This is a genomic window from Verrucomicrobium spinosum DSM 4136 = JCM 18804 (assembly GCF_000172155.1).
Lineage (GTDB): Bacteria > Verrucomicrobiota > Verrucomicrobiia > Verrucomicrobiales > Verrucomicrobiaceae > Verrucomicrobium > Verrucomicrobium spinosum.
The window spans coordinates 3,400,460-3,425,422 of record NZ_ABIZ01000001.1 but is presented as its reverse complement, the minus strand read 5'-3'; the positions used below and the strand labels follow the sequence as shown (position 1 = coordinate 3,425,422).

At 58.6% G+C, this 24,963-nt stretch carries 13 protein-coding genes; 8 read left to right on the top strand and 5 right to left on the bottom strand.

Annotated elements, in window-relative coordinates:
* Positions 1 to 21 precede the first annotated feature (21 nt).
* The 4 genes from VSP_RS13855 to VSP_RS13840 form a co-directional block, all read right to left on the bottom strand.
* Complete coding sequence (locus VSP_RS13855; protein WP_009961309.1) at positions 22 to 1,290, bottom strand: ATP-dependent 6-phosphofructokinase; 1,269 nt, start codon at positions 1,288 to 1,290, stop codon at positions 22 to 24.
* Positions 1,287 to 1,523, bottom strand: a complete 237-nt coding sequence (locus VSP_RS43975) for an aspartate-alanine antiporter-like transporter (protein ID WP_157210891.1) — start codon at positions 1,521 to 1,523, stop codon at positions 1,287 to 1,289. Before VSP_RS43975 ends, VSP_RS13855 begins: the two co-directional genes overlap by 4 nt.
* Positions 1,524 to 2,024: 501 nt before the next feature.
* The gene (locus VSP_RS42250; RefSeq protein WP_198141387.1) at positions 2,025 to 3,872 is read right to left on the bottom strand and encodes an ice-binding family protein; all 1,848 of its coding nucleotides are present in this window, start codon (positions 3,870 to 3,872) and stop codon (positions 2,025 to 2,027) included.
* 1,144 nt (positions 3,873 to 5,016) lie between these two features.
* The gene (locus VSP_RS13840; protein WP_157210889.1) at positions 5,017 to 5,352 is read right to left on the bottom strand and encodes a hypothetical protein; all 336 of its coding nucleotides are present in this window, start codon (positions 5,350 to 5,352) and stop codon (positions 5,017 to 5,019) included.
* A gap of 120 nt (positions 5,353 to 5,472) precedes the next feature.
* On the opposite strand from VSP_RS13840, the gene VSP_RS13835 reads away from it, so the two are divergent.
* Positions 5,473 to 6,984: a choice-of-anchor I family protein gene (locus VSP_RS13835; RefSeq protein WP_157210888.1), complete on the top strand. Its 1,512-nt coding sequence runs from the start codon at positions 5,473 to 5,475 to the stop codon at positions 6,982 to 6,984.
* Between the two features lie 487 nt (positions 6,985 to 7,471).
* Here the strand turns inward: VSP_RS13835 and VSP_RS13830 are convergent, their stop codons facing one another.
* Positions 7,472 to 8,803, bottom strand: a complete 1,332-nt coding sequence (locus VSP_RS13830) for a YncE family protein (RefSeq protein ID WP_009961303.1) — start codon at positions 8,801 to 8,803, stop codon at positions 7,472 to 7,474.
* Between the two features lie 885 nt (positions 8,804 to 9,688).
* On the opposite strand from VSP_RS13830, the gene VSP_RS13825 reads away from it, so the two are divergent.
* The 7 genes from VSP_RS13825 to VSP_RS13795 all read left to right on the top strand — a co-directional run bounded on the left by VSP_RS13825 (position 9,689) and on the right by VSP_RS13795 (position 24,907).
* Positions 9,689 to 12,841, top strand: a complete 3,153-nt coding sequence (locus VSP_RS13825; protein ID WP_009961301.1) for a beta strand repeat-containing protein — start codon at positions 9,689 to 9,691, stop codon at positions 12,839 to 12,841.
* A 729-nt stretch (positions 12,842 to 13,570) separates the two neighbouring features.
* On the top strand, positions 13,571 to 14,107 hold the full coding sequence (locus VSP_RS13820; RefSeq protein ID WP_157210887.1) for a hypothetical protein: 537 nt from the start codon (positions 13,571 to 13,573) through the stop codon (positions 14,105 to 14,107).
* The gene (locus VSP_RS13815; protein ID WP_157210886.1) at positions 14,104 to 14,868 is read left to right on the top strand and encodes a type II secretion system protein; all 765 of its coding nucleotides are present in this window, start codon (positions 14,104 to 14,106) and stop codon (positions 14,866 to 14,868) included. Before VSP_RS13820 ends, VSP_RS13815 begins: the two co-directional genes overlap by 4 nt.
* A 157-nt stretch (positions 14,869 to 15,025) precedes the next feature.
* Positions 15,026 to 19,891 (top strand): beta strand repeat-containing protein, encoded by a 4,866-nt coding sequence (locus VSP_RS13810; protein WP_009961297.1) that lies wholly within the window; start codon positions 15,026 to 15,028, stop codon positions 19,889 to 19,891.
* A gap of 15 nt (positions 19,892 to 19,906) precedes the next feature.
* Positions 19,907 to 23,410, top strand: a complete 3,504-nt coding sequence (locus VSP_RS13805) for a hypothetical protein (protein WP_009961296.1) — start codon at positions 19,907 to 19,909, stop codon at positions 23,408 to 23,410.
* A 12-nt stretch (positions 23,411 to 23,422) separates the two neighbouring features.
* Complete coding sequence (locus VSP_RS13800; RefSeq protein ID WP_009961295.1) at positions 23,423 to 24,130, top strand: hypothetical protein; 708 nt, start codon at positions 23,423 to 23,425, stop codon at positions 24,128 to 24,130.
* A gap of 78 nt (positions 24,131 to 24,208) precedes the next feature.
* Positions 24,209 to 24,907 (top strand): pilus assembly FimT family protein, encoded by a 699-nt coding sequence (locus tag VSP_RS13795; RefSeq protein WP_157210885.1) that lies wholly within the window; start codon positions 24,209 to 24,211, stop codon positions 24,905 to 24,907.
* Positions 24,908 to 24,963: the final 56 nt, after the last annotated feature.

The window sequence follows — 24,963 nt, the reverse complement described above, 5'->3', positions numbered from 1 at the left end:
CAACAAACTCGGTCCGGGCCGCTACATGAGACGAGCGGGCTGTCCGGTAGTGGCCAGTACCGCCCGCCAGAGCTCCCCGCTCACGTCCACCTGCTTGCTGGACCGGGCGATCAGAGCGATGGGCACATGCACATAGTGCCCATGAAGGAAGCTCACGACCAGCCCGGTGCGTCCCGACATGGCGGCATGCACCGCATGGCGGCCCATGCGATCACAGAGCAGCGCGTCCTCCGTGTTTGCCGGGCAGCCGCGGATCTGGTAGCTGGGGTCGAAGTAGCGCATCGCCATCTCGATCCCCCGCGCCTGGAAATGCGCGTTCAGCGCATCCCGGAGGTGCAGGCCGATGTCCTGTAGCTTTGCGTTTCCCGAGGCGTCCCTCGCTCCGGTTCCTTTCAGCAGTTCCTGCCCTGCCCCCTCTGCCACCACCACCACGGCATGCGCCTTGGCCGCCAGACGCCGCTCCAACGCGGCGCACAGTCCCGACTCGCCCTCCAACGCGAAAGGCACCTCCGGCACCAGGCAGAAATTGACATCCTGGCTCGCCACACACGCGGCCGCCGCGATGAAGCCGGCGTGGCGTCCCATGAGCTTCACCACCGACACCCCGTTGTCCACACTGCGAGCCTCCGTGTGGGCGGAGTTGATGACCCGCACCGCCTCATCCACCGCCGTGCCAAAGCCAAATGTGCGCGAAACGTAGCGCACATCATTGTCGATGGTCTTGGGGATCCCTACCACGGCCAAATCATGTCCCTGGCGTAGTGCCTCCTCGTAGATGGCGTTGCCCCCACGCTGAGTGCCATCGCCACCGACGGTGAAAAGAATGTCCACGCCCAGTTTCATGAGGTATTCCACCGCCACCGTCACATCCACCGGTCCTCGGGAGGTGCCCAGCAGGGTGCCGCCCTCCTTGTGGATGTCCTCTACAACATCATCCGTGAGTTCCATCGGCGCCTTGCCCACTGCCGGATCCAGCCCCCGGTAGCCTCCCCGGATGCCCAGCACGGAACGCACGCCATACCCTCGAACCAGCTCCCGCGTCACCGAGCGGATCACGTTGTTCAACCCAGGGCACAGGCCGCCGCAGGTGACGATCGCCGCGCGGGTCTCCGCCGGGGCAAAGAACAGCCGCTTCTGCGGACCTGCCTTCTCAAAAAGCACGAGGTCCTCCGGTACCGCCCCGTTCTGCCAGTTCGCGGTGGAGGGCACACACCCACCATCGTCTTCGGCGTTCAAAATAGGTGTATCATACGTGGCCTCCCCTAGACGGGTGATTGTGGCAGTCTTCATAGGCAAAGAAAGATCGCAAGGATATTAGCAACAAGGATCCTTGCCCGCGAGGTGAAAGGAAATACCGTCGCATACGCCACGGCCAACGCATCGGAGGCTGACATGCTGAAGGCAGATGCCAGGGATGGCGGATCCGCCATGCTGCCCGCGCCCAACTCGCTCAGATCCAAGCATTTCATCTTGAATACGATTCTCGCCAATACCGCGCCTGTGACAAGCGGAACAACTGTCACACAGGCCCTGGCCCGCTCACTATTTGGGCGGCACCGGGTTTCGATGAATTTGCGGCACCTCAGTCGGCCAATCGGCCTCCGCCGGGTCCAGCATGCGAACCCACCCTGGAGATGCCCCCCCTTCCGGCTGACCAAGAGCAGCAAAGGAAGGATGGGAAACCCCTTCCATCCTGGATGAGTGAACCGCTCCCAACGTCATCCCCCCCCCTCCGGCTGGCCCTCAAGAGCCAGAGCGGTTGGTGGTGCCGTAGTCCGAGTAAACTGGGGGGGGGAGGCGGCATCGTGAAGGCCACGAAACATGACCTCAGACGCAATTCATAAATCTCCCATCCATCGGTTGGATCGCCTGGCCTTCCGCTCCGCGGTGGAATGCCAGGCGCAAGCCTCCATGGGTAGTCTCGCAAAACTTGGTCGCCCTTTGGCTACGCAAGACAAACCCTTTCGGTTCATGGACTAACCTCCCATAGAACCCATATCCAACAGTCAAGAAGCCACCGAATATTACCAGCTCACCCTTAATCCAACCAGTCCGCTGTGACTCTCATAGTTCTCGCGGCCCAAATTGCCCTGATAGGCGAGATAGGCGGCATAGCGTCTCCATGAGACATTGAGCGCCGCTGTCAGCAGAAGACTGTCGCGCCCCATCTCGGGCCCATACACGGTAAAGAGGCTGCCGCTGTCATTGGAAAATCGGGCCTGAAAGGGGAGGCTGTCATCCTGAAACTCATGCTGCCACTGAATTCCCACCGAAGGGGTCACAAGAGCAGAACCCACCTTGGTGGTGTAGGCGACCCGAGGTCCAATGCGAGTGCGCAGAGAGCTTGCATCCTGGGATTCAATGATAAGGGGCAGGAGCGAGCCAACTTCGTCGTAGCCATCTATGCTAACCAGGGTGTAAAGCACTGAGGCCATGGGAGTGATAGTCCAAGCGCCCAGCTTCAAGTCGTAGCCCATCCCCAGATAAGCGTCGAACTGTTTCCCCTCCGTTTCACCGCGGGCCGTGCCGAGAAATCCACTTCTCTCAATGTCATATGAGTTGTAACCTCCGCCCACTATGGCCTCCGCGAAGAAGCCGCCATCGTGGTACATGGCATAAACTGCGGCCTTACCGCCATCGGCTTCCACATTGCTTGTGCCCGTGAGGTCGCCCTCCGTATGCGAATAGCCCACGCTGACGCCTACGACAAACTTTTCGCTGAGTCGGTAGTCCACACCCATGGCCGTCCCTACCGTTGTCCCGTCGTAACTATTGGCACCACCCGCCGTGAGGTAGTCACCGGTACCCACGATGAAGAAGCCCCAACGCAGATCCTCATCCACCTGCACTTCTTTTGGCTGTACGCCTTCGCCCCTTTTGCCGCCCCAGGCATTCTTGCCTCCTGAGGGATTTTTTCCGCTCCACGGGTTCTTCTCGCTCGGCACAGGTTCTGGACTGTACACATTGGGTGGCCGGTTGGACCAAGCATAGGACTGGGCACGAAGATCCGCGAACCGCTGCTGAACGCTAAAAACCTCGGTGTCGAATTGGGAGAAGCCCTGGGTGTAGATGGAGGTGAGGCCCGGCAGTGAGGCAATGTCCACCACTTGGGCCGCCAACAACAGGGTCTTCCGCAACTCCTCAGCCTTTTCCGCATCGCTCCCGCCGGAGGAGTCCCCTTCCCCTTCCCCCTCGCCGTCGGGAGTAGTGTCGATCACCTCTGCACAAATCGCTTTAATGATCTCATTTGTGTCCAGTGTCACCGCACCGTTTCGTGCCAAAAGCCGTCCCACGACGGACGCGCCCGTAGTGGCAGTGATTGAGGTGAGGGCCAGGACGTTACCTTGAAAAGTGGAGTCAGTGCCTAGTGTTGCCGAACTGCCCACCTGCCAGAAGATATGGCACGCCTGCCCGCCGTTTATGATGACCACAGAGCTGTTGGAAGCAGTGATCAGGGTCGAGCCAGTTTGAAAGACCCACACCGCGTCAGGATTTCCCTGCGCATCCAGAGTGAGCGTACCTGTAAGACTGAGGGAAAAACCGCCATCGTTATAAACACCCGCAACGAGTGTCAAGCCATCGAGTGTCCCTGCGGTGATGGTACCGGTAGGGGCCAGACCTGCTGCACTGTTATACGCGGTCACCAGATCAATTTTAGCCTGCTCCGTGACTGCGTCGTCGGCATGATTCGTTCCCGTGAGGGTAATACTGCCACCACCTGTGATCGAGGGGTTTGGGTGGGTCCCGATGTCCCCCACAATGGTGGTCGGACCATTGTTGGTGATCCCGGATCCCGCCAGCACCGCAAAACTGTCAGCAGTACCGAGATCCACCGACTGCGCCTGGACGGCCTGGTGAACAAACAAAGCCAAGAACGCGGAAATAACACACACCACGGTCCGCCTGCAGATGATTGGACTCATTTTTTTCCTTCTATTTTGGCTAAAATGCCGACACGGACAGCTTTAAAACACATGGCAATTATGCCAATCATGTTTTCGCCGTATATTTATATAACGCCACTGTTACAGGTTGGCCGAATCCGCACAATGCATATTTTTGTTTATATTTATGTTATCCCATTTACCCATTCTTCCTGCTGATTTTTAACACGATAATCCCAAGGGCACATTTACCGCCATGGATTCACCTTTTCGATGGAACCCTCACGCTCGCAGAAACCTCATCCTCAGCAGATCACGCCAGCGCCCCCCCGCTTTCTCAACAGCTCGAAGCACCCACGAAAAGAATGGGGTTCAGTGCAAACGCTCGCTGGATATTGCCTTGATGGCGATACACGCTGCTCCAAAAAGAAACTTAAAATTCGCATCTCGTTGGCGCAAAAACTGTCCACATTGTACACAAAGGGACAAAAAGCGCGCCGACTTCGCCCCTCATTGAGAGTCATGTCCCTTGTTGGACAGCTGGCCCATGCTTCATCAGCCATCAACCAGATCGCAAGGCACCACAGCCAACGACCTCATCGCACTTTCCCGCTCCGGCAGTTGTGCCGCCCAAATGCGTGGAGATTGCACACCGACCAAAGACCCCGGTGCGGTGGCGTTGTGTGGCGAATCCATCGCTGCTCAAGCGCTCCGGATGCCCTTGTCTCTGCTGTTGACAAAATCCGAGAACTAGCGCCCAGGCTACAAAGAGCCCCGTGGATGAAAAGCAAGCGCACCTTTCCAACTTTCATTCTCCAGATGCGGTATCCCCCACTTTAGGGACATCGCCTGGCGAGCTGCATGGACTTGTCGCCCCCCATCACGGGCACGCCTACTCCAAATTGCCCTCCCATGAGTTAATTCGTGCCGAAAATCTGGGCAGTCGCAGTGGTCGCTTGGGTCCGTCATGGCCATGTCTCGCCCAAGCGCTTCTGATCGCCACCATAGCGAAGGCCTGTATCAGAGACCCAGCCAACACGAAGTATTTCCCAAACCCGGCGCTGGAGCGGCGAAGACTCTGCCCCGCGTGTCACAAGCTTCGCAGCACGCTCCAGCTGGCTGCCAGGATGGCCTAGCCCTTGTCGGTCTTTTTGGCCGACTTTCTTTGAGGGGACTTTGCGTCAGCTTTGGATGCTTTCTGCACCTGCTTCAGCTCCTTGCCGGCCTCCTTCGCTTTTTTCTTTGCTTGTTTGAAGGCAGCTCGCGCAGCTTTGACGGCCAGCTTGGCAGCCGCCACCTGGGAACTCGCGTCCTCAGCGTTTTGCTGGGCGGCTGAAAGATCCAGAGAAACTGCCTTCACAGTTTTTTTGCGAGTGGCAGACTTTTTTGATGTTTTGGGCACTTTCATTTGGGAATTCGGATGTACTTGTTGACGAGTTGTCGTTACGAAAACGTAACACAAAGTCACATGTGGATGCAATTCTGGGAATGTGACATTTATATTTGCGCCTTATCCTCGCCCCTTGGTGACGAAAGTTTTGCACGTCACCATCCCCATTTCTCGACCGCCCAGACGACTATGCGCCGCATGAAGCCAAATTTGCCACCACTCCTCACCGCGGTTGTCTCAGCATCACTCCTCACCACCTCCCCGGCCGCTTCACTGAAGCTTCTGGGGCAATTTCATCCAAAGGATGGCGGGGCTGAGATTGTCAGTTTCACCCCAGACGGGTATCGGCTCGCCACCATGTTCTCCGGCGGGAAAGATGGCAACGGCGTGCAAATCCTGAAACTCGACGGCAACGGTGTCCTCGCGGAAGAGCACATCCTCGATCTGGGCAAGTTGTTTGACGGCAAAATCCTCACCCTCAGCAGCGTTGCCCTTGATCCTCTCGGTCGCGGCCTGGGTGCAGTGGTGGCGGTGCCCATTGAGAACAGCAAGGCACTGGGAAAGCTAGTACTCTTCGATTACCGGAGCGGAGCATTGCTGGGGGAGGCGCTTGATGTCGGCTTCCACCCCGACTGCGTTCGTTTCTCTGAAGACGGACAACATCTCCTCGTGGCCAATGAAGGCGAGTATGTGAAGGACTCTTCGGTGCCCGGCTCTCTTTCTGTGGTGGACCTTTCTGGAGTGAAAGAAGCCACGATTGAAAACATCAAAGGATTGACAGTGCAGTCCTACGACTTCAAGGATCAGGACCTGGCCAGGATTCGCGTGAACGAACCCGGCGTGCCTCGATACGAAGCGGTGGAACCCGAGTATGTGGTCGGGCTTGATGGCAAAGCCTATATCACGCTTCAGGAAAACAACGCCATCGCGATTTTTGATCTCAAGGAGAAGGTCTGGATCGCCGTGCACTCGCTCGGAACGATCACCCAGACCGTGGACGCCAACAGCCAGGACAAGAAGGCGGAGATCCGCTACAACATCTCCGGCATGCCCATGCCGGACACGCTGGCAGTCTTCCAGCAGGACGCAAAAGTCCTCATCGCAACCGCCAACGAAGGTGATGCCCGGCCCGACGACTTTGACCGGATCGCCCTCGCCGCTGCAAACCTGAACCCAGAAGTAGCGGCCAGCCTTCCTCTCCATGAGATCGGCAGTCTCGAGATCTCCAAACTGGACGGTGACACCGATCAAGACGGTGATATCGACATCCCGACGATGTTCGGCACCCGCTCGCTCTCCCTGTGGGATGCGGAAACAGGCAAACTCGTTGCCGACACCGGCTCGCTCGAAACGGTGTTATTGGAGCAGGACAAGACCCTTCACAATATAGAAGAAGGCAATCCTGGGAAGTTCGACAAACGTTCCGCCAAGAAAGGCCCCGAGCCAGAAGCGCTCACAGTCGGCAAAATCGGAGATCGCCAGTATCTCTTCGCTGGCATGGAACGGCAGAACGGGATCGTGATGTACGACATCACTGCATCTGACAAACCCATCTTCACCGCGTACGCGAACACCATCAAAGAGAAGCTGGTGGCACCCGAGTGCCTCGTCTTCATCCCCGGCGACAAGAACCCCACCGGCAAAGCACTCCTCATCGGTGGATATGAGCTCAACGGTGGCGGCATCGGCGTCTTTGAAGTCGCCCCTTGATGGGGAAGAGCCGCTCAATGCATTTGAAGGGCGCTCACTTTGGAGAACAAGGTGAGCACTCTCTGGTTCTGTAAAACAAGGCTGCGCATCACAGGCTTCTGCCTGCCCCAAGATATTCCGTTGTATGAACCTTGGTTTCGCTACGTTGGGTTGTCTCGCCTGAGAGATCGGGATAGCGCTTTCAAGTCACTCATTGGAGGAGATGCTCGACTCCGGAAACTGATTCCGCCTAAAGGCGGTACTCCAACCCTGCTGCGCATTTTTTTTTGAGTTTGAATGGCGGATTGAGCTGCTCACGGCTTGTCTCTGGAGGTGAGATTCCAAACTCCCTGTCAGGGTTCGCACCATGGTTGGAGTACCGAATTTAGTCGGCTCAGGGAAGCCGTTCGAAGTACAAACACTAGTTTACCTAGGTTGCGGCCCTCTCTGAGGTGGCCGCAAAGGTGTTCGCCAAACTGGCTCCAAATATGCGAGCCAAGCACCCATCCTACCGATGAATCACAAGTCTTGAGACCTGCCCCTTCACCGGCTCCCGCCACTTCACACTACGAGTGGCGAGGTCATACAATACCCAGGTCTGGGCATCATCAGTGCCCTCAAGCAGCAAAAGGAGCTGATTCGCCGCGGGATTGATGGCATCCACGCGTGTCAGGGTTTTGTCCCATGGAATGCGGGTCAAAGAAGTAGGCCGATACGCGTCCAGAGGGCTCAAATCGAAAACCAGCAGCTCATTTCCCGGAGCCAGACCCGCCTCCACACCGCTGTCGCCACGAGATTTAACCTTGCCCGAAATCACCGTCACCGCCGTCTTGGCCGTGGGCAGCAGCACCGGGGTCTCCGCACCAGCCGGGGCGGGAAACTCCTGCAACACCCGGCGACGCCCCACGTCCACCAGAATCACCCCACCCTGCTTGGAGGCATTCGAAACAAGCAAGAACTCCTTGTCTCCTGAGTTGAAGAGAAGGCCGCGGTCCGGAAAGGCCGTCCCCCATCCTCCAGACAAGGCGCAAGGCATGTATTGCAGACGCTTCCATGAGCCCCTCATCACCGCGTCCAGTTCGGCAAATGCCAACGCGCCATAAAGATCCAGCGAGACCACAAGAGTGTTCGTCTTGGGGGCAAAGAACATCAGCTCAGGATTGGGGCCCTGCTCCCGCATGTCATTGCCCAGATGCAGCCCCGGGTGATCACGCGGCAACTGAAGATCCGCCACAGGGGTGAAGGACTTCAGATCAAACAGCAAAATCCGGCTGCCCAGGGTCTTGCCCTTCTCACTGTCCTTCTGGAAGGTAACCAGGGCCTGCTCCTTGCCTGGCACCATCAGGATATCCTCACCCTTGCGACCAGGTGGATTGAGACCATCCCTCGAGTTCCAGGACTTCTCGATCTTCGCAGTCTGTAGGTTGATCCAGTAGAACCACCCTTTGGTCGCGACCAGGAAGGCGGATTGTTGGCTGGCCACCACATCCTCTGTCTTGCCCTCCAGAGTTACCGTTCCAAGCAGCTGAGGTTCGGGCTTCGTCTGATACACCCAGGCCTGTGTGCCCTCATCGGAGGTCACCACCAGTTGCCTGCCATCGCCAGAGACTGCCAGCTTTTTGGGAAGGGAGAGCTCAGCTGGCCCCAAGGGCTCATGCCTGATGATTTCACCCGTCGTGTCATTGAGCTCGATGCAGGCGACGCCACCACTGGTGGAGCCATAGGTATAGTAGCAGGTGGCCGCATGCACCACGGGCGCACACCATGCCATCATCAAGATCCATGCTGCGGTCAAAGACTCATGGACGATCCGCCTCGAAGGGTAAAACCAGATTTTCATAAAAGGGAAGGTGCGCGGGCTCTCTAGAGTTTTCTGACGAAATCTCAAGATGATATCCCGGCGTTCCGGAATGGATTCCTATAACCCCATGAAGCTGTGCGACTTTCCGTTATGTTACATAATGGTAACGCGCGCAGTCGCCCCACATCCCCCTCTTGCCGGCAATTGGAGGCAAAAGAGGGCATCAAAACTGTCAGACGATCCATGGCCAGCCCTACTGTTTGGCGGAACGCCACGCTTTGAGACTTAACTGAGAGAACCTAATCACACACCCACCAGAGCAAAACATTCCCTCAGCTTTGTCCGCTCAATACAACTGAAATGCCCGCCTCATTTAGCGTTATTTCATTGAGCACGAGGTAATTACCCTTTAGTGACGCAATGGTTTCCCTAAACTTCATGCTTATTTTTTGCATGCTCTTAGGATCGAGGCCTCACGATGGATCGGCACTTCGCTTTGATCACCACGACAGCCTCTGCGGCTGATCGCAGTACTTTCATTGCTGTTCTCCAAGCGTCTTCGGAGTTTCCTCAGATAAGCCTCACACCGGGGTCTTCTTTTTCTAAGGTTATTCATCTACCTCAGCCGAGCCGCTCCCTCCAGCATCAGCGCACAGCATTCTGCATCACTATCATCCGCCTGTGGCTGGTAGCCAGGTTGATCTCCGCACAGTTCACACTCGTGAACGTCGGGCAGTGGATGCTGACCGCTCCAACCCTTTGCCCGTCATGCGGGCATCCCCCTTCGGTGGAACTCCCCCTGTGCCCGGGCCCAGGCCAGGGGCCACCGTCCTCAAAAAACGACAACGCATACGCACGCCTCCCACTCTGGGATGGCCAAAAAGCTAGTAGTCACAAGACGATAAATAAAAATCGAACAAGACTATGAATACTCGCAAAGTGTCAAAAATCCTCCTCCTGAGCGTGCTTGCCTCCAGCAGCGCACCTGCTTGGGCAGCAAACGTGTACGCACCGACCTCTCCGGACAACGACACCAATGTTCCCCCGCGGAACTTGACCAGTCTGTCCCCGAGCACCCCGGAGCTCTTCACCTCCTTCACGGGCACCCAGTCCACGCTCGCAGCGTTGGGCTTCTTCGTGAGCAACGACCCCAACACGCCTGCCTTTGGCGGCATTGACAACGGTTCCAACGGTACCGCCGGCTTCTATGCTTACGGCCCGTACAACTCGCACTACACCCTGGGTCTCCTGGAAGCCTCCGGCACCACGGACTCCCGTGCGTACCTCAAGCTCAAAAACGACACTGGCGCGAGCGTGAGCCGCATCCTCGTGTCGTATGACATCGAGCAGTGGCGCGACGGTGCTCGTGTGAACCAGATCGGTCTGCGCTACAGCCCCACGTACAACGGCTTCAGCAGCTACTCGGATGTGGTCACCACCGCCACGACCTCCCCGCTGGGCAACCCGTCCACCGCAGCGGCAGTAAGCCCCCCAGTCTCCCAGGCCGTGTCTGCCCTGGTCACCCTGCCGACGGCTCTGGCTGCCAATGACAAAGGCTACCTCCGCTGGGGCTATTCCAGCCCTGGCAGCGGCTCCCGTGACGGCTTCGGCCCCACCAACATCAAGATCGTTCCCCTTGCCACCGGCACTGCGCGCACCCGTAGCGGTGCCAGCGGCACGAACTGGTTCGCCACCAACGCCTGGACTTCCTACACTTGGGCTGGCAGCGCCAACAACGCCGTCTTCACCAACAGCACCCTCAGCCCAGTGAATCTGGACGCCAGTGCCTCGGTCGTGGACATCCTGTTCAACGACAGCTTCACCATCAGCAAGTCCTCCGGCTCCCCGGTGCTCACGACCAGTGGCATCATCAATGTGGCCGCCTCTGAAGTGGGCACCATTGCGGTGGATCTCGACAGCGTGTACGGCATCTACAAACTCGGCGCTGGTGAGCTCGTGCTCTCCGCCGTCAACTCCAGCGATATCGGTGGCGTGAACGTGCTCCAAGGCACTCTCACCCTCGGCATCGACAACGCCATCAACGCCGCCAACAAACTGTCCGTGAACAACGGCACGTTCAAGACCAACGGCTATGACGTGACGGTAGAAGCCCTTGTGGCCTCCGAAAGCGCCAGCAACATCGTGGACCTCGGGTCCTCCGGTGGCAGCGTGCTGACGGTGGACATGGACGTCACCTCCACGGCCTCCTTCCGCGGCCTCATCATCGGCTCCGATGCCACGGCGAAGATCTTGAAGAAGGGCAACGGCACCCTCCGTTTCCGCTCCTCTCCCAAGACCTACTCCGCCATCACCCAGGTGGATGAAGGCGTGCTTGAAGTGACCCAGAACGCTGAACTCACCAACACCGCCGACGTCATCGTTCGCGGTGAGACGAGCCTCGATGCGGATCCTGACCAGCACGGCACCCTCTACATCACCAACGACAGCGGCTCCAACGAGTCCTTCACGTTCGGCTCCAGCGTGGAAATCGACGTCAAAGGCGGTGAAATCGAATTCGAAACCACCGATGATGAGGAAATCACCCTCACCAACGGCATCGCCTTCGACGCCACCGACATCACCGGTGTCAATGAGGCCCACAACAACATCAAGGCCGAAGACGACACCATCGTGCGCCTCACCGGCGTGCTCGCAGGTTCTGGCAGCCTGCGCAAGACGGGTACCGGCGACCTTGTCATCACGAACGCAAGCAACACGCTGGCGTCCGTTGAGCTTCGCAATGGCAGCCTTGAACTTGCTTCAGGCGCATCCATCGGTGGAGCTTCCGCCGGTCAAGGCCGTCTTTACATCAAGGACGAGGCCAACACCCGTACATTCGTCTTCCATGACAACCTCACGGTTGCATGGCTTGAAGCGAGCGCTCCGGCCGCCCCGGCTGCCAACACCGGCTTCCTGGCCATCCCCAGCACCAAAACGCTGACGGTGAACCAGACCGCCGTGCTCGACACCAATGATGAAGACGGCGACCTCGACACTGCCGAAGAGCTCAAGCCTTCCTATGACATCGCACTGAGTGGCTCCGGCAACTTCGTGAAAGATGGCAATGGAACGCTGAAGTTCACCAACAACGCGAAGACCCTGACGGGTTCCGTCACGGTGGCCAAGGGCGTGCTTCAGGTGTCCAAGAACGGTGTCATCAGCGGCACCGGCGTGACGGTCAACAGTGGTGGTCAGCTCCGTCTTTCCACCGGAGTGGACGACCTCGGCGACATCGCCGATGCGACCTACACCTTCGGTGGCGACATTGCGCTCAACAGCACCCAGCGTGACGTCTCCGGCGTGATCACCTCCAGCGGCTTCGGCCACCTGGGCGGTCTTCGCTTCGATCCGGAAGACGGCATCCAGTATGCTGTGCTCACGAACAACATCGTCATCAACTCCGCCTCCGACATCCACGTCAATGGCACCGAGAAGATCCTCTTCCTCACGGGAGCGATCTCCGGCAGCGCCAACCTGAATCGTACTGGCGGCGGCACCGTGGTCATCGAAGGCGACAGCTCCTACAGTGGCGCTCTGACGCTGACCAACGGCACCACGTCCATCGACTTCAGCAATGCTGCTCACAGCCTCGACGCCTCCAGCGTCACGGTTGCGACTGGCGCCGAGCTTGGTGCTGAAGCCGCCAACGTGGGCAAAATCACTGGCAACATTTCCGTGAGCGCCGGCGGCCACCTCTCCAAGGGTGAAGTGCTGGATGGCTTGGGTGCAGTGATTGGCTACCTCCCCGTGGGCCCCCTCAAAGGCGCTGGCAACCTCGCCGTCGCCGCCACCTCAGGTGCCAACATCACCGCCATCGGCGTGGACGTGACCGCCACACCGGTCACGATCGACGGCACTGTCGCTCTGCCCGATGACCTCGTCATCGACCTCAACAACGCTGGCACCTTCGGCTTCTACACGTTGATCGCCGGTGGCAGCGGTTCTGCCACTCTCAACGGTGGCTCCACTCCCGTGAGCATCACTGCCGCTTCCGGCAAGCTCCTCAACGCTCCTTCCGGAGTGACTGAGGTTGAGCTCACCGTTTCCGGTGCTGACATCATCATCGAGCTGAAGTAATTCAACCTTCGAGCGTCCATCCGGATCGCTCTCTTAGTAATAGAGGGATCCTCGTCCAAGTGGCGGGGATCCCTTTTTGCTCTTTGCTGAGCATATGACAAGCCCTCCAAGTCGCGGGCTCGTTGCCCCCACGCTCTAGGAGAAACCCCAGAGACTTTAGTCCAGGCAAAAACGCCAGCCCCGACCTAGAGAATATGCCATAGGGCTGTAGGGGCATCTCGATCTGCAATCTGGATGCCACGTCGTAAGGGCATCTCGCAGATGCTGAGCAACGTCCCAGCCTCACTCCGCTCTTCGCCTTCCACTCGAGCAGGAAGGGTGATGATCTGAAGTAGAGATGGGACACTCCAGCCCCGCTTCGTTGGCACTCTGGTAAAGACTCCAACTTGGAGAATCTGAACGCAAATGCGGTTCTAAGTCGCGAAAATCAAGGCTGCGCCATTTCCTAAGAAAACTCCATGCAGGCGATTTCCGGAGCTCATCTAGGTCACTCAGCCCCCATTTCACCTCGCCAGCGACCAACAAGCCATTTTCCTAACTCCATGATACTGTGATCATTACATTTCGTTACATAATGTTCACCCCGTTTCATGTGCCTAAAATCGCCAGTGCGCGTAAAGCAGCATCACTTGATTTATGTTTTCGCTCTTTTCCACTCCTTCGGACTCTCAGCGTGCTGCGAATAGCCCTAGCAACCCAAGGAGTTGCATGGATGCAACTGCGGCAAAAATGCCTGAAAGACCATTACCCAAGAAAACTCTGCCTCGCGGTTTCTCCCTTACGGAGGTCGTTTTATCCCTTGGCATTTTCGCAGGGGCCCTGTCTGTGGTGGCGCTCTTCCCCATCCTCCTCGGCCAGTCCAAGAAGTCCGGTCAGGAGACGCGCGCTGCCCTCGTGGCACGGCAGATCATTAACGACCTGACCTCTGTCACAGGCACCAGCCGTCCCTTGGTGGACGCGGCAACGCTTCCTCAAAACGTGTCTGGCCGACAAATGATCGACCTCAACACTTCAGCGATTCACGTTGTGCACTACAACCAGGAAGGACTCCCAGTGCCGTCAACATCAGTTGACGCGACCATGAAGGCTGAGATCTCCGTGGTGCCACCGGACACGGCTCATCCGGGACTCAGTCAACTGGCCATCCGGATTTGCGGGCTGGATGAAGGTCCAACTCCACGGTATGCGACTTTCTACACCAAGCTCTCGCAGATGAGCACAGCCCTGGCGCCGCAAACCACACCTCCAGTAGCTTCTACGCCATGAGCATACCCGTTCCGGCAGTGAGAAGCGCCAGGAGACTTAGGGCATTCACCCTGATCGAGGTGCTTCTTGCCAGCACCCTTACCGCCATTCTGCTCGGCATGCTGCTGAGCGTCCTTGGGGGTGTGCTTGATTCCTGGAACCAGACTTCGGGAAGGGAAGAGAGCTATCGTGACGCGCGGGCTGCGCTCCAGATCTTTGGTCAGGACTTCACCGCACGGGTGCCTCAAAGGGAAGGCATCAGCCCCCTCATCACCGACCTCCGGGTGGCTTCTGAGCCCAATCCCTCCGGTAAATCCCTGGGCTTTCTCTGCCGGGTGTCGAACAAAAGCCAGCCCTCTCCCCAAAACCAGAGCGACATCTGTGCAGCAGCCTACTATGTGGCCCCTATCCCGGGAGCCACGCCTCCCGTCCCTGCCCTCTACCGTCAGTTGCTGCCGAGTGACACGACCTTTACCCGCCTTCAGGGTGCATCTCCCTTGTTTCCTGACCCTTGTTCACCCGCCCAGCCCAATGCGGAGGTGGTCGCGCAGAACGTCACCCGATTTGAAGCAAGGTTTCTCGACAGCAACTTCAATCCACTCCCTCTCACGCCCGCTGGGAGCGGAGGTGCCGCGACCACACCAGCCCACGTGGAAATTGAGCTCCATGTTATCAACTCCCGTGCTGCCCAAGTCTATTTTTCTCCCGAAACCCCACCCGCCCGAAGAGCTCAAATCCTCCAGCAAGACTCCCGAAAGTTCAGCATCAGGTATCCTCTCTGACTCACCTCGTCAATCCTGAGATCCCGTAGCATCCGGCACCTGCCGGATCGGTCTTCCATTGCATTCACTGTTCCTGCCACCCGGGGACAGGAGGGGACCCATTGTCTCCGGCCAACCGACTCTACTCAACACCATCCTCCTTCAACTCCCCCCACTCATGGCTCCTCTCCGCTTCAAGGCTCAACTTCTCCGACAGCGACTAGCCCGCTACACCCTCGCTGCCGCCGCCATTGTGCTTTCCGCGAACTTCCAGCTGGCCTGCGGGCAGAGCACGGCCAGCACCTCCTTCTGGACCGGTGAAGCGAATGGCAACTGGAACACGCTGGGCAACTGGAACTTTGGCGCTGCCAATGCGGACGCCACCACGCTGCCTCAGGACCAGGCAACGTCCACCAATCGAAAGGTGTTGTTCACCGATGAGCCGGGATTTGTGACGACCATCAGATCCATCACGCTGGGCTCGTCCCTCACCCTGGACACCACAGCAGATGCCTTCACTGTACGCAATGGCGTCTTCGCTTTTGATCTGAATGGCAATGACCTGACCATGGGAGGCCTGGTGCTGGGAAGCAGCACCGGAGGGGTAGGGACGGCCTCCTTTACCAACAGCGGCGCAACTCCTCGCACCATTACTTTTGGCAATCTCACCCTCTGGAGCAACGGCCAGGCGGGCAGCGGCTTCAACTTTGGCACCGCCTTTGCCTCCAATGTCAACACGGTCATCAGCGGCGGCATTTTGAAGGTGGGCAGCAGCGCCTCCACGGGCAATCCGCCCGGCGGAGCCTATGACGTGGATCTCTCCGGACGATCCATGGCATTCACGACACTGACCCTCGGCCAGAGCGCCACAGATGCCATCAAGGTTTCCTTCTCCAACTCCGCGTCCGCGACCCAGACCAGCACGCTGACTTTCACCAACCTCACGATTGCCAATGCTTCCGCCTACGGCACGAGCCACCTTCTGTTCGGCACTGGCGTCACCGCTGCCACCACCGGAACTGGCACCTTCACTGTCTCCTCCACCGGCGGGCAGCACGTGTCGTTCGATCTCAATGGTCAGACCCTCAACTTCACCGGTCTTACGCTCAGTGACACGGCCGGGGGCACGGTGAAGTTCACCAACACCTCTGCCACCACGGCGCAGTTCTCCTTCAAGAATCTTACCATCGCCAATGCGTCCGGCTACGGAAGCACCCTGCGCATGGATGAGTTTTTTGGAACTAACATCACCGCCATCCAGTCAGGATCCGGTTCATTCTCCATTCAGAGCACAGGGGGAAACAACCTCTCGGTGGACCTTCGCGGGATGGACCTGGACATCACAACGCTCACCATCGGTGCCGCCGTGGCAGGGAACTCCATTGGCAAGGTGGGATTCACCAACTCGAACACCAGCGACATCTCCACACTGGCCTTCACGAACCTGCTCATCCTGTCGACTGCCGGATACGGGTCCACCTTCAGCCTCGATGCCTTCTTCGGGCAGAATGTCAGCATCACCCACCGCAACGGTGCTTTCAACCTCAGTTCCACGGGCGGGATTGCTCAGCAGTTCGACCTCGCGGGCAAGACCTACAGCTTCGGCGGTCTGACGCTCGGCAGTGTTTCTGGCAACACCGTGAAACTCTCCATTTCAAACTCCAGCACCACAGCCGGCGAGATCACCTTCAAAGGCCTCACGGTAGGAACCAACAACAGCTCGGACAACGAGTTCAGCGGCGTGGCGGCTGGTGCCAATGCCAAAGTGGAGTTTGATGGCACCGGGGCTTTGGTCGTCGGCGGAAACAACAGCTTCCGGAACACGCTAACCGTTCTCGGAGGCGCATCCAATATCTACTCGTTCACCACCGCCTCCATTGGAGCCTCCAACACGACCACCGTGACCAGCAACGCGGTGATCGTAGACGGCGGCACTCTCAATCTCAATGGAGCATTCAATATCCAGGGAGGCTACTATGTGAATGCAACCACCAAATCCGACAACAAGCTGCACGTCAAAAATGGCGGGCAGGTGTTCCAGGCCGCTGGGAACTTCGCCACGGCCGTGGCCGCAGGATCAAGCCTGATAGTTGAAGGAGAGGGCAGCCTCTACAAATCGTTGTCGAGTGGTTCTGTCACCGCCGCCAACGGCTCGGAGATCATCGCAAAGGACGGCGGGGGTATCGATGTGGCCAACACAACGACAATCAGTTCCGGCGGGCTTTTGCGCGTCACCGGAGAAGGGAGCTACTACACAGGCGGGGGCACCTTCACCCTCAATTCAGGCGCAAAGCTTGAAGTGCTCGACGCAGGCGTGTTCACCATCTCCAAAACGGGCGCCAATGTCTTTGCCGCCACTGGCTCCGTGCTGGTGGACAACGGTTCCACCATTGACGTGGGCGGCGGTGCCAACATTTTCAACGTCGCAGGCATCAGCCTGCGCCATGGCAGCACCATGACCGTGAGGGAAAAGCTCACCATTGGCAGTGGGAACACCAAGACGACGCAGACCATCAGTGAGGGCAGCATCATCTCGACCACGGATAACACGCTTGGTGCCTTCACCATGGGCACCAGCGGATCCGAGGTCATCGTGACGGGCGCGGGAAGTGAACTTAACGTCGCGGGGGAGTGGTCCCTCATTGCAGATTCAGCGGGCGTCATCAACGCCGCCCAGGGTAAGGTCACCGTGCTGAATGACGGCAATTTCAGCCTCGGCTCCTTTGGGGTGAATAGCAGCACCTATACCCTGCCCGTGGCCGGCAAGGTTTACTTCACCGGTAGTGGCTTCACTCCAGTTGACCTTGGCAAATCTTACATCGCAAACATCGGGGCGGGCACCACCGTTGTCCTGCAACAAGGCAAGAGCTACAACTGGGGCGGCGGGACCATTCGCGTCCTGGCTGGTGGTGTCCTGGCAGGCTCCTCGACCAACCTCATCTCCAACGGCGGTGTCAACCTGATCGGCGGTGAAATCTCTCCCGGCGACGGTGCTGAAATCGGCAAACTGACGATTGCCAGTCTCAACATTGGGGCGCCGAACTCGAAGATGACCTTCGACATTGCCGGGGACCAGGACGCCGAATACGACCAGATTTCGACCAATGCCTTGGTCACGAGCGGCAATGCCTACACGGTGGCCTTGCGTGTCGCAGAAGGCTTCGCCGCCACGGACCAGATGGCGTTCCAGTTGCTCACCATGGCTGTGGAACAGACGAACACCTCTGCCATCTCATGGGACCTGACCGCGGCCGCCCTCACAGGCAGCCTGGACTGGGATGTCACTCAGTTCAAGGAAACGGGCGTGGTTTCCATCTATGACGTCGCGGCTGGCGGAAGCGACAGCCGGCTCTTCATCGGTGCCGTCGAACCCACGGGCGGACAAACCACCACCCTGCCCAACACCCGGTTGCTGGTTGGATCCGCCAGCTACATGGAGTTTGACCTTAGTAATTCCGGCACCGAAGGCACCACCTACTCCATCACCACATCCGGCAGTATCACCTCTCCGGATGCCACCACTGGCACTGCATGGGTGGACGGGGCCAAAATCAGAGTCGGGTTTGACACCAGCACCACCGGAGCAAAGGGAGCCGGCACTCTGACCATCGACAACCTTGCCAGCACCTACAACGGCAGCAATCCCAACTCCGGAAGTCGCGATCAAAATGACAAGATCACCGTGAGCAACGTCTCGGTGGTGGAAAACCGCGAGATTACTGCCCAAGGCACCGCTGACTTGGGCAAAATGTTCGTCGGCCACGATTCCTCGGAGGGAATCGTCGGACTTTCGGGCGGCTCCCAGGATGACGCCCATGGCACTCGTGTGGGCCTGTCGTTGGGTTCCACGTCAGTGACCAATGGCGAAGTCACCGCCAACAACAGTTCGCTGTTTGGTGTCATTTTCTCGGCCGCCAATCAGGTTCACGATATTCGTCTGGTCGGAAACTTCACCACCAGTGGCACCAAGACAGGCACGATGAATGTGGCGGGACTGCTTTACAATGCCGAAGCGGCGTCGGTCGGGGCCACCGTGGACAGCGACGTTTCAGTAAACTACTCCGCCGATGTCTATCAACGTGCCAGCCTCTTTGTGGAAGTCCCGCATGCTGGCCCTGTCGAATCCGGGGAATCCATCGGGGTGCGCAATGAAAACACCTCTGACGGCGGAAAACGAGCGGCAGCCAAAATCATTTCGAGCGTGCTGTCAGGAGAGGGCTGGGGCCTCACGGGTCTCCCCGTCGGCAGCATCCTCAATCAAAACAGCTCGGTAACGGGCACATTCGGATTCGACAACGCGCTTCTGCTCAACGGCACGGTCCGCACGGGAACACTCACTCTTGGCTTGGAACACGCCGACCAGACCATCCTGGGGGCCGGCGAGGGTGATCTGGGCACCGTGACGGTGAATCTCCAGCACACCGTTTCCGGTCAAACTGCGGCTTATGGTGCGCAGTACTCCACCGGGCTGACCCTGGGACAAAGCTACACGGGGCTCGGTCTCACCAGCGCCAGTTCCCATGGCACCACCGTCAAGATTCTCTCCGGAACCAGCTCCCACGCCACCACCCTGCTCACCATGAGCTTTGACCAGGCACCGGCAGCAGGAGCCACGTTCCTGAGTGACATTGTGGATCTCAACGGCACGGGCACAGACACCTATGTCCTCTCACTCACCTACGACTCTCTGCTGCTGGAAGATATGCAGGGTGGCAATCCGGACTACATCCCGGTGCTGGGCTGGTTCAACGAAGAGGACTCCTGGGTGAACGCGGTCTTCGGCAACACGGGCATGCCTGACGACTGGGAAACGCTCTTCTCCACCTACTATCACGCCGGAGCCTATCAGGAAGGTTATGAGCTGGGTTCCTTTGGCTGGGATGCCTCGACCAATTCCGTCTGGGCGGTGCTGAACCACAACAGCGAATTTGGCGTCATCGGTGCCGGGGCCGTGCCGGAACCGGGGCGGGCCCTGCTGCTGGCCGCTGGTCTGGCCGCCGCAGCTTTGCGGCGCCGCCGTCGCACCGCAAAACAGCCCATCTAGTTTCCTCGATCCGCCATGAACGACCTGCCAACGACTCCCAAGACCGGCTTTCGCGTCCTGTTGACGCGACCCCGCCCGCCTGCCGGCACCTCACTCCTGCTCACGCTGGTGGTGCTGTCCGCCATTGTCGTCCTGCTGGTCATGATGTCGCGCCTCGTCACGGTCGAACGCCGCGTCACCCAGGGCTACAGCGATATCCTTCGCGCGGAGATGGCCGCCCAGGCTGGCACGGCGGAAGCCACCAGCATTCTGGTGGAGCTCTTCAGCAAGCATCCTGATTCCGTGACATTCTGGGACCCCAACATGGGAGGCACCACCACGCCTGGCACGGTGTTCATGTACCGGGACATGCCTCCAGACCAGGAGCACCCCGGCTCCGCCACCACATCCACTCCCCCCAACATCTACGCCATCCCGCTCATCTCCGGGAGCTCTGTCCGGCAGTACTACCCGACGAACGACTACGCGGCCACCCTGCCTGCCGCTGCCACGGCCAATCCCCCCGCAGGCGTTGCCAAAACCTATGTGGACATCAACGAACCGAACGCCTTCGGCACCAGAACCTCCACGGGATGGATCGGTGCGCTCCCGGGCAAGACCACGTTGCCCGGAGAGATACGCGTGCCTTGGATGAAGGTGCTGAAGGATCCGACCGCTCCGGAAGACCACAATGTCGCCCCCACCACTCGACTCAAAAAGAATCCGCCCGTCATCCGGTATGCGTGGTGGATCGAAGACGAGAGTTTCAAGGTCAACGTCAATACTGCGAAAGGCTCCGGTCGCGGACCCTTGCTTGCCGAAGTTGACCCTTCCGGATATCTCAAACCAAAGCCAAGTTTGCAAGGCTTGTTCAGCAACGCTGTTGCAGAGCAACTAAGCCTCGCACGCACCAACATGCTCGGCACAGATGGCCGGATGCTGTCGGTATTTCAGCTTGGTCATTCAAAGTCCCTGCCTGAGGGATTCACCACCGCACAGGAGTTTGGAGACACCTACAAGTTTCTGCTCACCACGGAAAGCTCCGGGCTTGACCTCACACGAGCGGGCGCGCTTCGCTTCAATTTGAACGAGGCCGTCGAGCGCACTTACAGCAACGTCGCCAAAGACGTGTCTGGGCATCCGGATCTCAGCATTGCCTCTGTCGATGTTCCCGGGAATACCAAGAGGACGATTGGTCAAATTGCCGCCGCCATCAGCCGCAATTCCCCGAGGTTCGGCCAGCGTTTCTACCGGAACAACTCTACCGTGCCCACTCCTTCAAACTATGCAGGCAATCCGAAAAGGGACGCTGCCAACATGGTCAAGTTCACCGCGCAGGACCCTCACCAGGACCTCTACGTCCAAAAACTGGCGGCAAACATCTTCGACTACGGCAGCCCGACAAGGAATCCCACTGTGATCAACAATGCAGGTGTGGTCTCGGCTGGCAAGCCGGTGTTCACGCTGACCGATCTCGATTACCAGATGGATGGCATTCCAAAAAACCCATACCCAAACCCCGTCTGGGCGATCGGGAAGAAGGCCATCCCCTACCTCACCGAGTACGTCATGCACGCCCGGCATGTGACGTCAGAACCCAGCGCCGGCCTCGCGGCACAATATCCTGGCGTGATCAGGCAGTTCAAGATCGACATCGACCACTATTTTGAGTTTTGGAACATGAGCACAGAGGACATCCGTCCAAACCTGGGCGACCTCGGGCCGGACCCCGTGCTGGTCATGGAAAATCAGCCCGCGATTTCCGCCACCGGTGACGCGGATCCCGCAAAGATGCCCAACTACCCCACTGGGGCTGATGTCCCGGCGGGCCGGGCGTTCGAAATCAAACTCGACCGGGGCTTTAGGAAACGAGGAAGCAATACGAGTGAGAAAATTGTCTTCGAAGCCGGCAAACTCACGATCATCACAACCGATCCAGACTGGGAGACACACGCGGTCAACCTGAAGATTCCGGCAGACACGGCAGTCTATGTGGCCGAAGAATTGTACGCGCCGGGCTCAGGGACACGGTGCGATCAGGGGATTTCCCTTCCTCCTCATGTCCAGGAAGCATGGAGCGGTGATGTTCCCAACCGGGTCACATCCACAGTCCAGAATGTCCGCTCGTACATCATGCCTTGCTTCAACAAGGACGCGGATGATAATCGCCCGGAAGTCCAGATGGGCCGTGACGACGATAGGGAAGACAACCGGGTCGGCAGAAAAGCCAAACTGCTGATGAGCAACAAGTATGGTCTGCTGGACGCCCACCTGTCGCTGGCGATGAGAGGCCCCAAAAAGCACGTGGTGGCGTTCAAAGACAAGGGCAACCGCGGGAATCCTCTGCTCAACCACTTCCGGGGATCCTATCTGGCGGGCGGCAATGTGGGAAACGAAGACCCAAGATCGAATCTTGAAGCTATTCAGGTGCAGATCGACTCAGAGAACGCCTCCTCCATGTTGCTCAATGGCATGGAAAAGGCAGATCCCGACGATATCAAAGCCACGGACGTGCGGGCAAACAGCAACCTCGGCGCTTGGCCAGGCAACCCTGTTCCCTCAACCTTTAACTTTTGGCCCACAGACCGGACTCCGCTGCAATTCTCCGCCATGAACGCCCCCATGATCGTGAGCAACGGTCCCTTGCGGTCCATTGCAGAGCTTGGGAACATCTACGATCCACTCCGCAATGTCACCTCGGCCCTTGATGCCATGACACGGCGAGGCGGAGGGCGCACGCTGACGGTGGGGCAGCCCGACGTCTTTTGGAAGGGCACCCGATCTGCGACCGCCCCGGAAGACGAAATGCTGATGCAAGTGGACCGCAGCCGCAACTGGGCGGCTTGGCGTCTCGCAGATGTTTTTACCGTGAACCATGCCGAAACGCAGCAAGTGCGCGACCAGCTCGAGATCTCCGGGCTTTACAATCCCAATGGCATCTTGAGAGACCATGGCCAGGCCTTGAAGGCCCTGCTTGCCGGGCTGCAGTTTGAAGCTGGCGTCGCCTCAGACCCAGCACTTCAGGGTAAATCGGTCAGCCTGGACAAGCTCGACACCGATGTTCTCAAAGACCTGACCGCCACGCAGTCCCAAATCGCCAAAGATGGCGGTGCCGCCCTGGCGAGATACCTTGGACAGCGTCTGTCACGTCAGTTTCCCACCCGGTTCAGTCCACTCTGGGAGCGTGGGGAGCTTTCCCAGCTTGAGCTTTTCAGCCCCTATGGCACCAAGTCCCAGATCAAAGACAGCGTCTCGACGGCGAATCTCAATGATCGCGGAAGGGAAGAACTGTTTCGCAGGCTTGTCGACCTCATCACGACCCGCGGCAATACTTTCTCCATCTATGTCGTGGGTCAGGCACTGAATGCCGACGGTCAACCCATCGCAACCAAAGCGCAACGAATTCTCGTTCGCCTGCACCCCAAATTCGATCCTCCGCTGGAGCTTGACTTTGATCCCTCGGACAGCAGTGCCGTGTCTGCCCGATTCAGGAAACCAGATACCTACTTGGTGGAAGTCCTAAGCACGGAAGACGCCTGACACCCATTGACCATGACATCCCTAAGACTGACCTCAGCCATCCTTGCGATCCTGTTTGGCATGAGCCATTTCGCATGCGCTCAAGAAGCCGTTCCCGGGAAGGAGAAAGACTCAGCATGGATCCGGGTCTGGGCATCGCTGGGCGACAAAAACCCACAAGCCGGCTACACCCTTACGTGCACCTTCAAAGAGTCCGGGAAGGACTGGAAGTTCTTCTCCAATTCGACCGGACTGTGGAACAGCGGGACAGGGGTGGACTATTTAAGCTTTCCCCCTGGCAAATGCCTGTTCCGTATTAGAAAGGAGGGCGCAGATGAGAGTGCGCCCATTGAACTGGAGCGCAACCTGAAAAAAGACAACTCGTACACTCTGTTGGTCGTGCTTACGGACGGGAAACCAGTCTTCAACCTGGTGGAAGACTATCCGCCAAATCCGGAAACCAGCGGGATCTACGTTTACAATCTTTTAAAGGACGTTCCTCTGCAGGCCACGGTGGGGGAGGGGCAAGCCCTCCAGGTCCCCTATTCTGCGACACCCACCCTGCTGAGAGCAGAGCAGGTTCTTGGAAAAACCGTGACCATCTCCGCCATCATCAAAAACAAAACCCGGGTCCTGATGACCCTGGACTACACGGGGACAAAGATCAGTGCCGTGCTCTTGCGCAACCGGTACCAACAGCCCTATTTGCTCCTGTCCACCGCCCGGCCCCCTGGTGAATAGAAAACGTCAGCCGTTGCCATGCCACTCCTCCAACCTCTTCATCAACCCAATCCAGCCGGACCCCTATCGGAGCCGGGGGTGATCCCTGTCAGATCGTGCCGCAGCCGGTTTAAAGAGACGGGGCGGGGTGCCTTCACCCTGATCGAGGTGCTCGCCAGCATCACGGTGATAGGGTTGCTGGTCGGCCTCACCGCAGTGACAGTGCTGGGATTCCGCGCCCCCGGTGGACGCCAGGGGGCCATGCTACAGCTTAGCAGCGCCATTGAGGAAGCGCGCATGAGTGCCATCGAGTCGCGCTCCACCATCTATTTGGGGCTGGCCGGTGCCTCCCACCCGGACGCGGACAAGCGCATGCACGCCTACATCTTGTTCCGCGAACCGACCGCAGAAGAGCTCGCCTCCATGGCCACCGCGCCTGCACCGGGAACCTACCGCGCCATCACGGAGTGGCAGAGCCTGCCCAAGGGCTTCTACTGGGACCTGGGTCCCACCGGCTCTGTGGCTGCAGACTCCACGGCAGAGCTGGACACACACGGCGTGGCGGGGCCATCGTCCAAGCTGCACGTCATTGCGTTTGGCCCTCTGGGCAGCGTGGAGCGGCCCGCCACCGCACCCCTGGTGCTGGCCGTCACCCCGGGTCAGTTCGATGAAGCAACCAGCAAGGTTACCTGCACGGCGGCCGACACCGCTTCATCATTCATGCTTCAGATCAACCGGCTCACCGGCCGGGTGAACACGCTGGAGCCTGCTGTGCCCGCAGCTACGACCTCGCCCTGACCCCTCACAAAAAACAAACGCCCTTCACGCTTCCGCCTCCGCCGACCTCTTCTGCC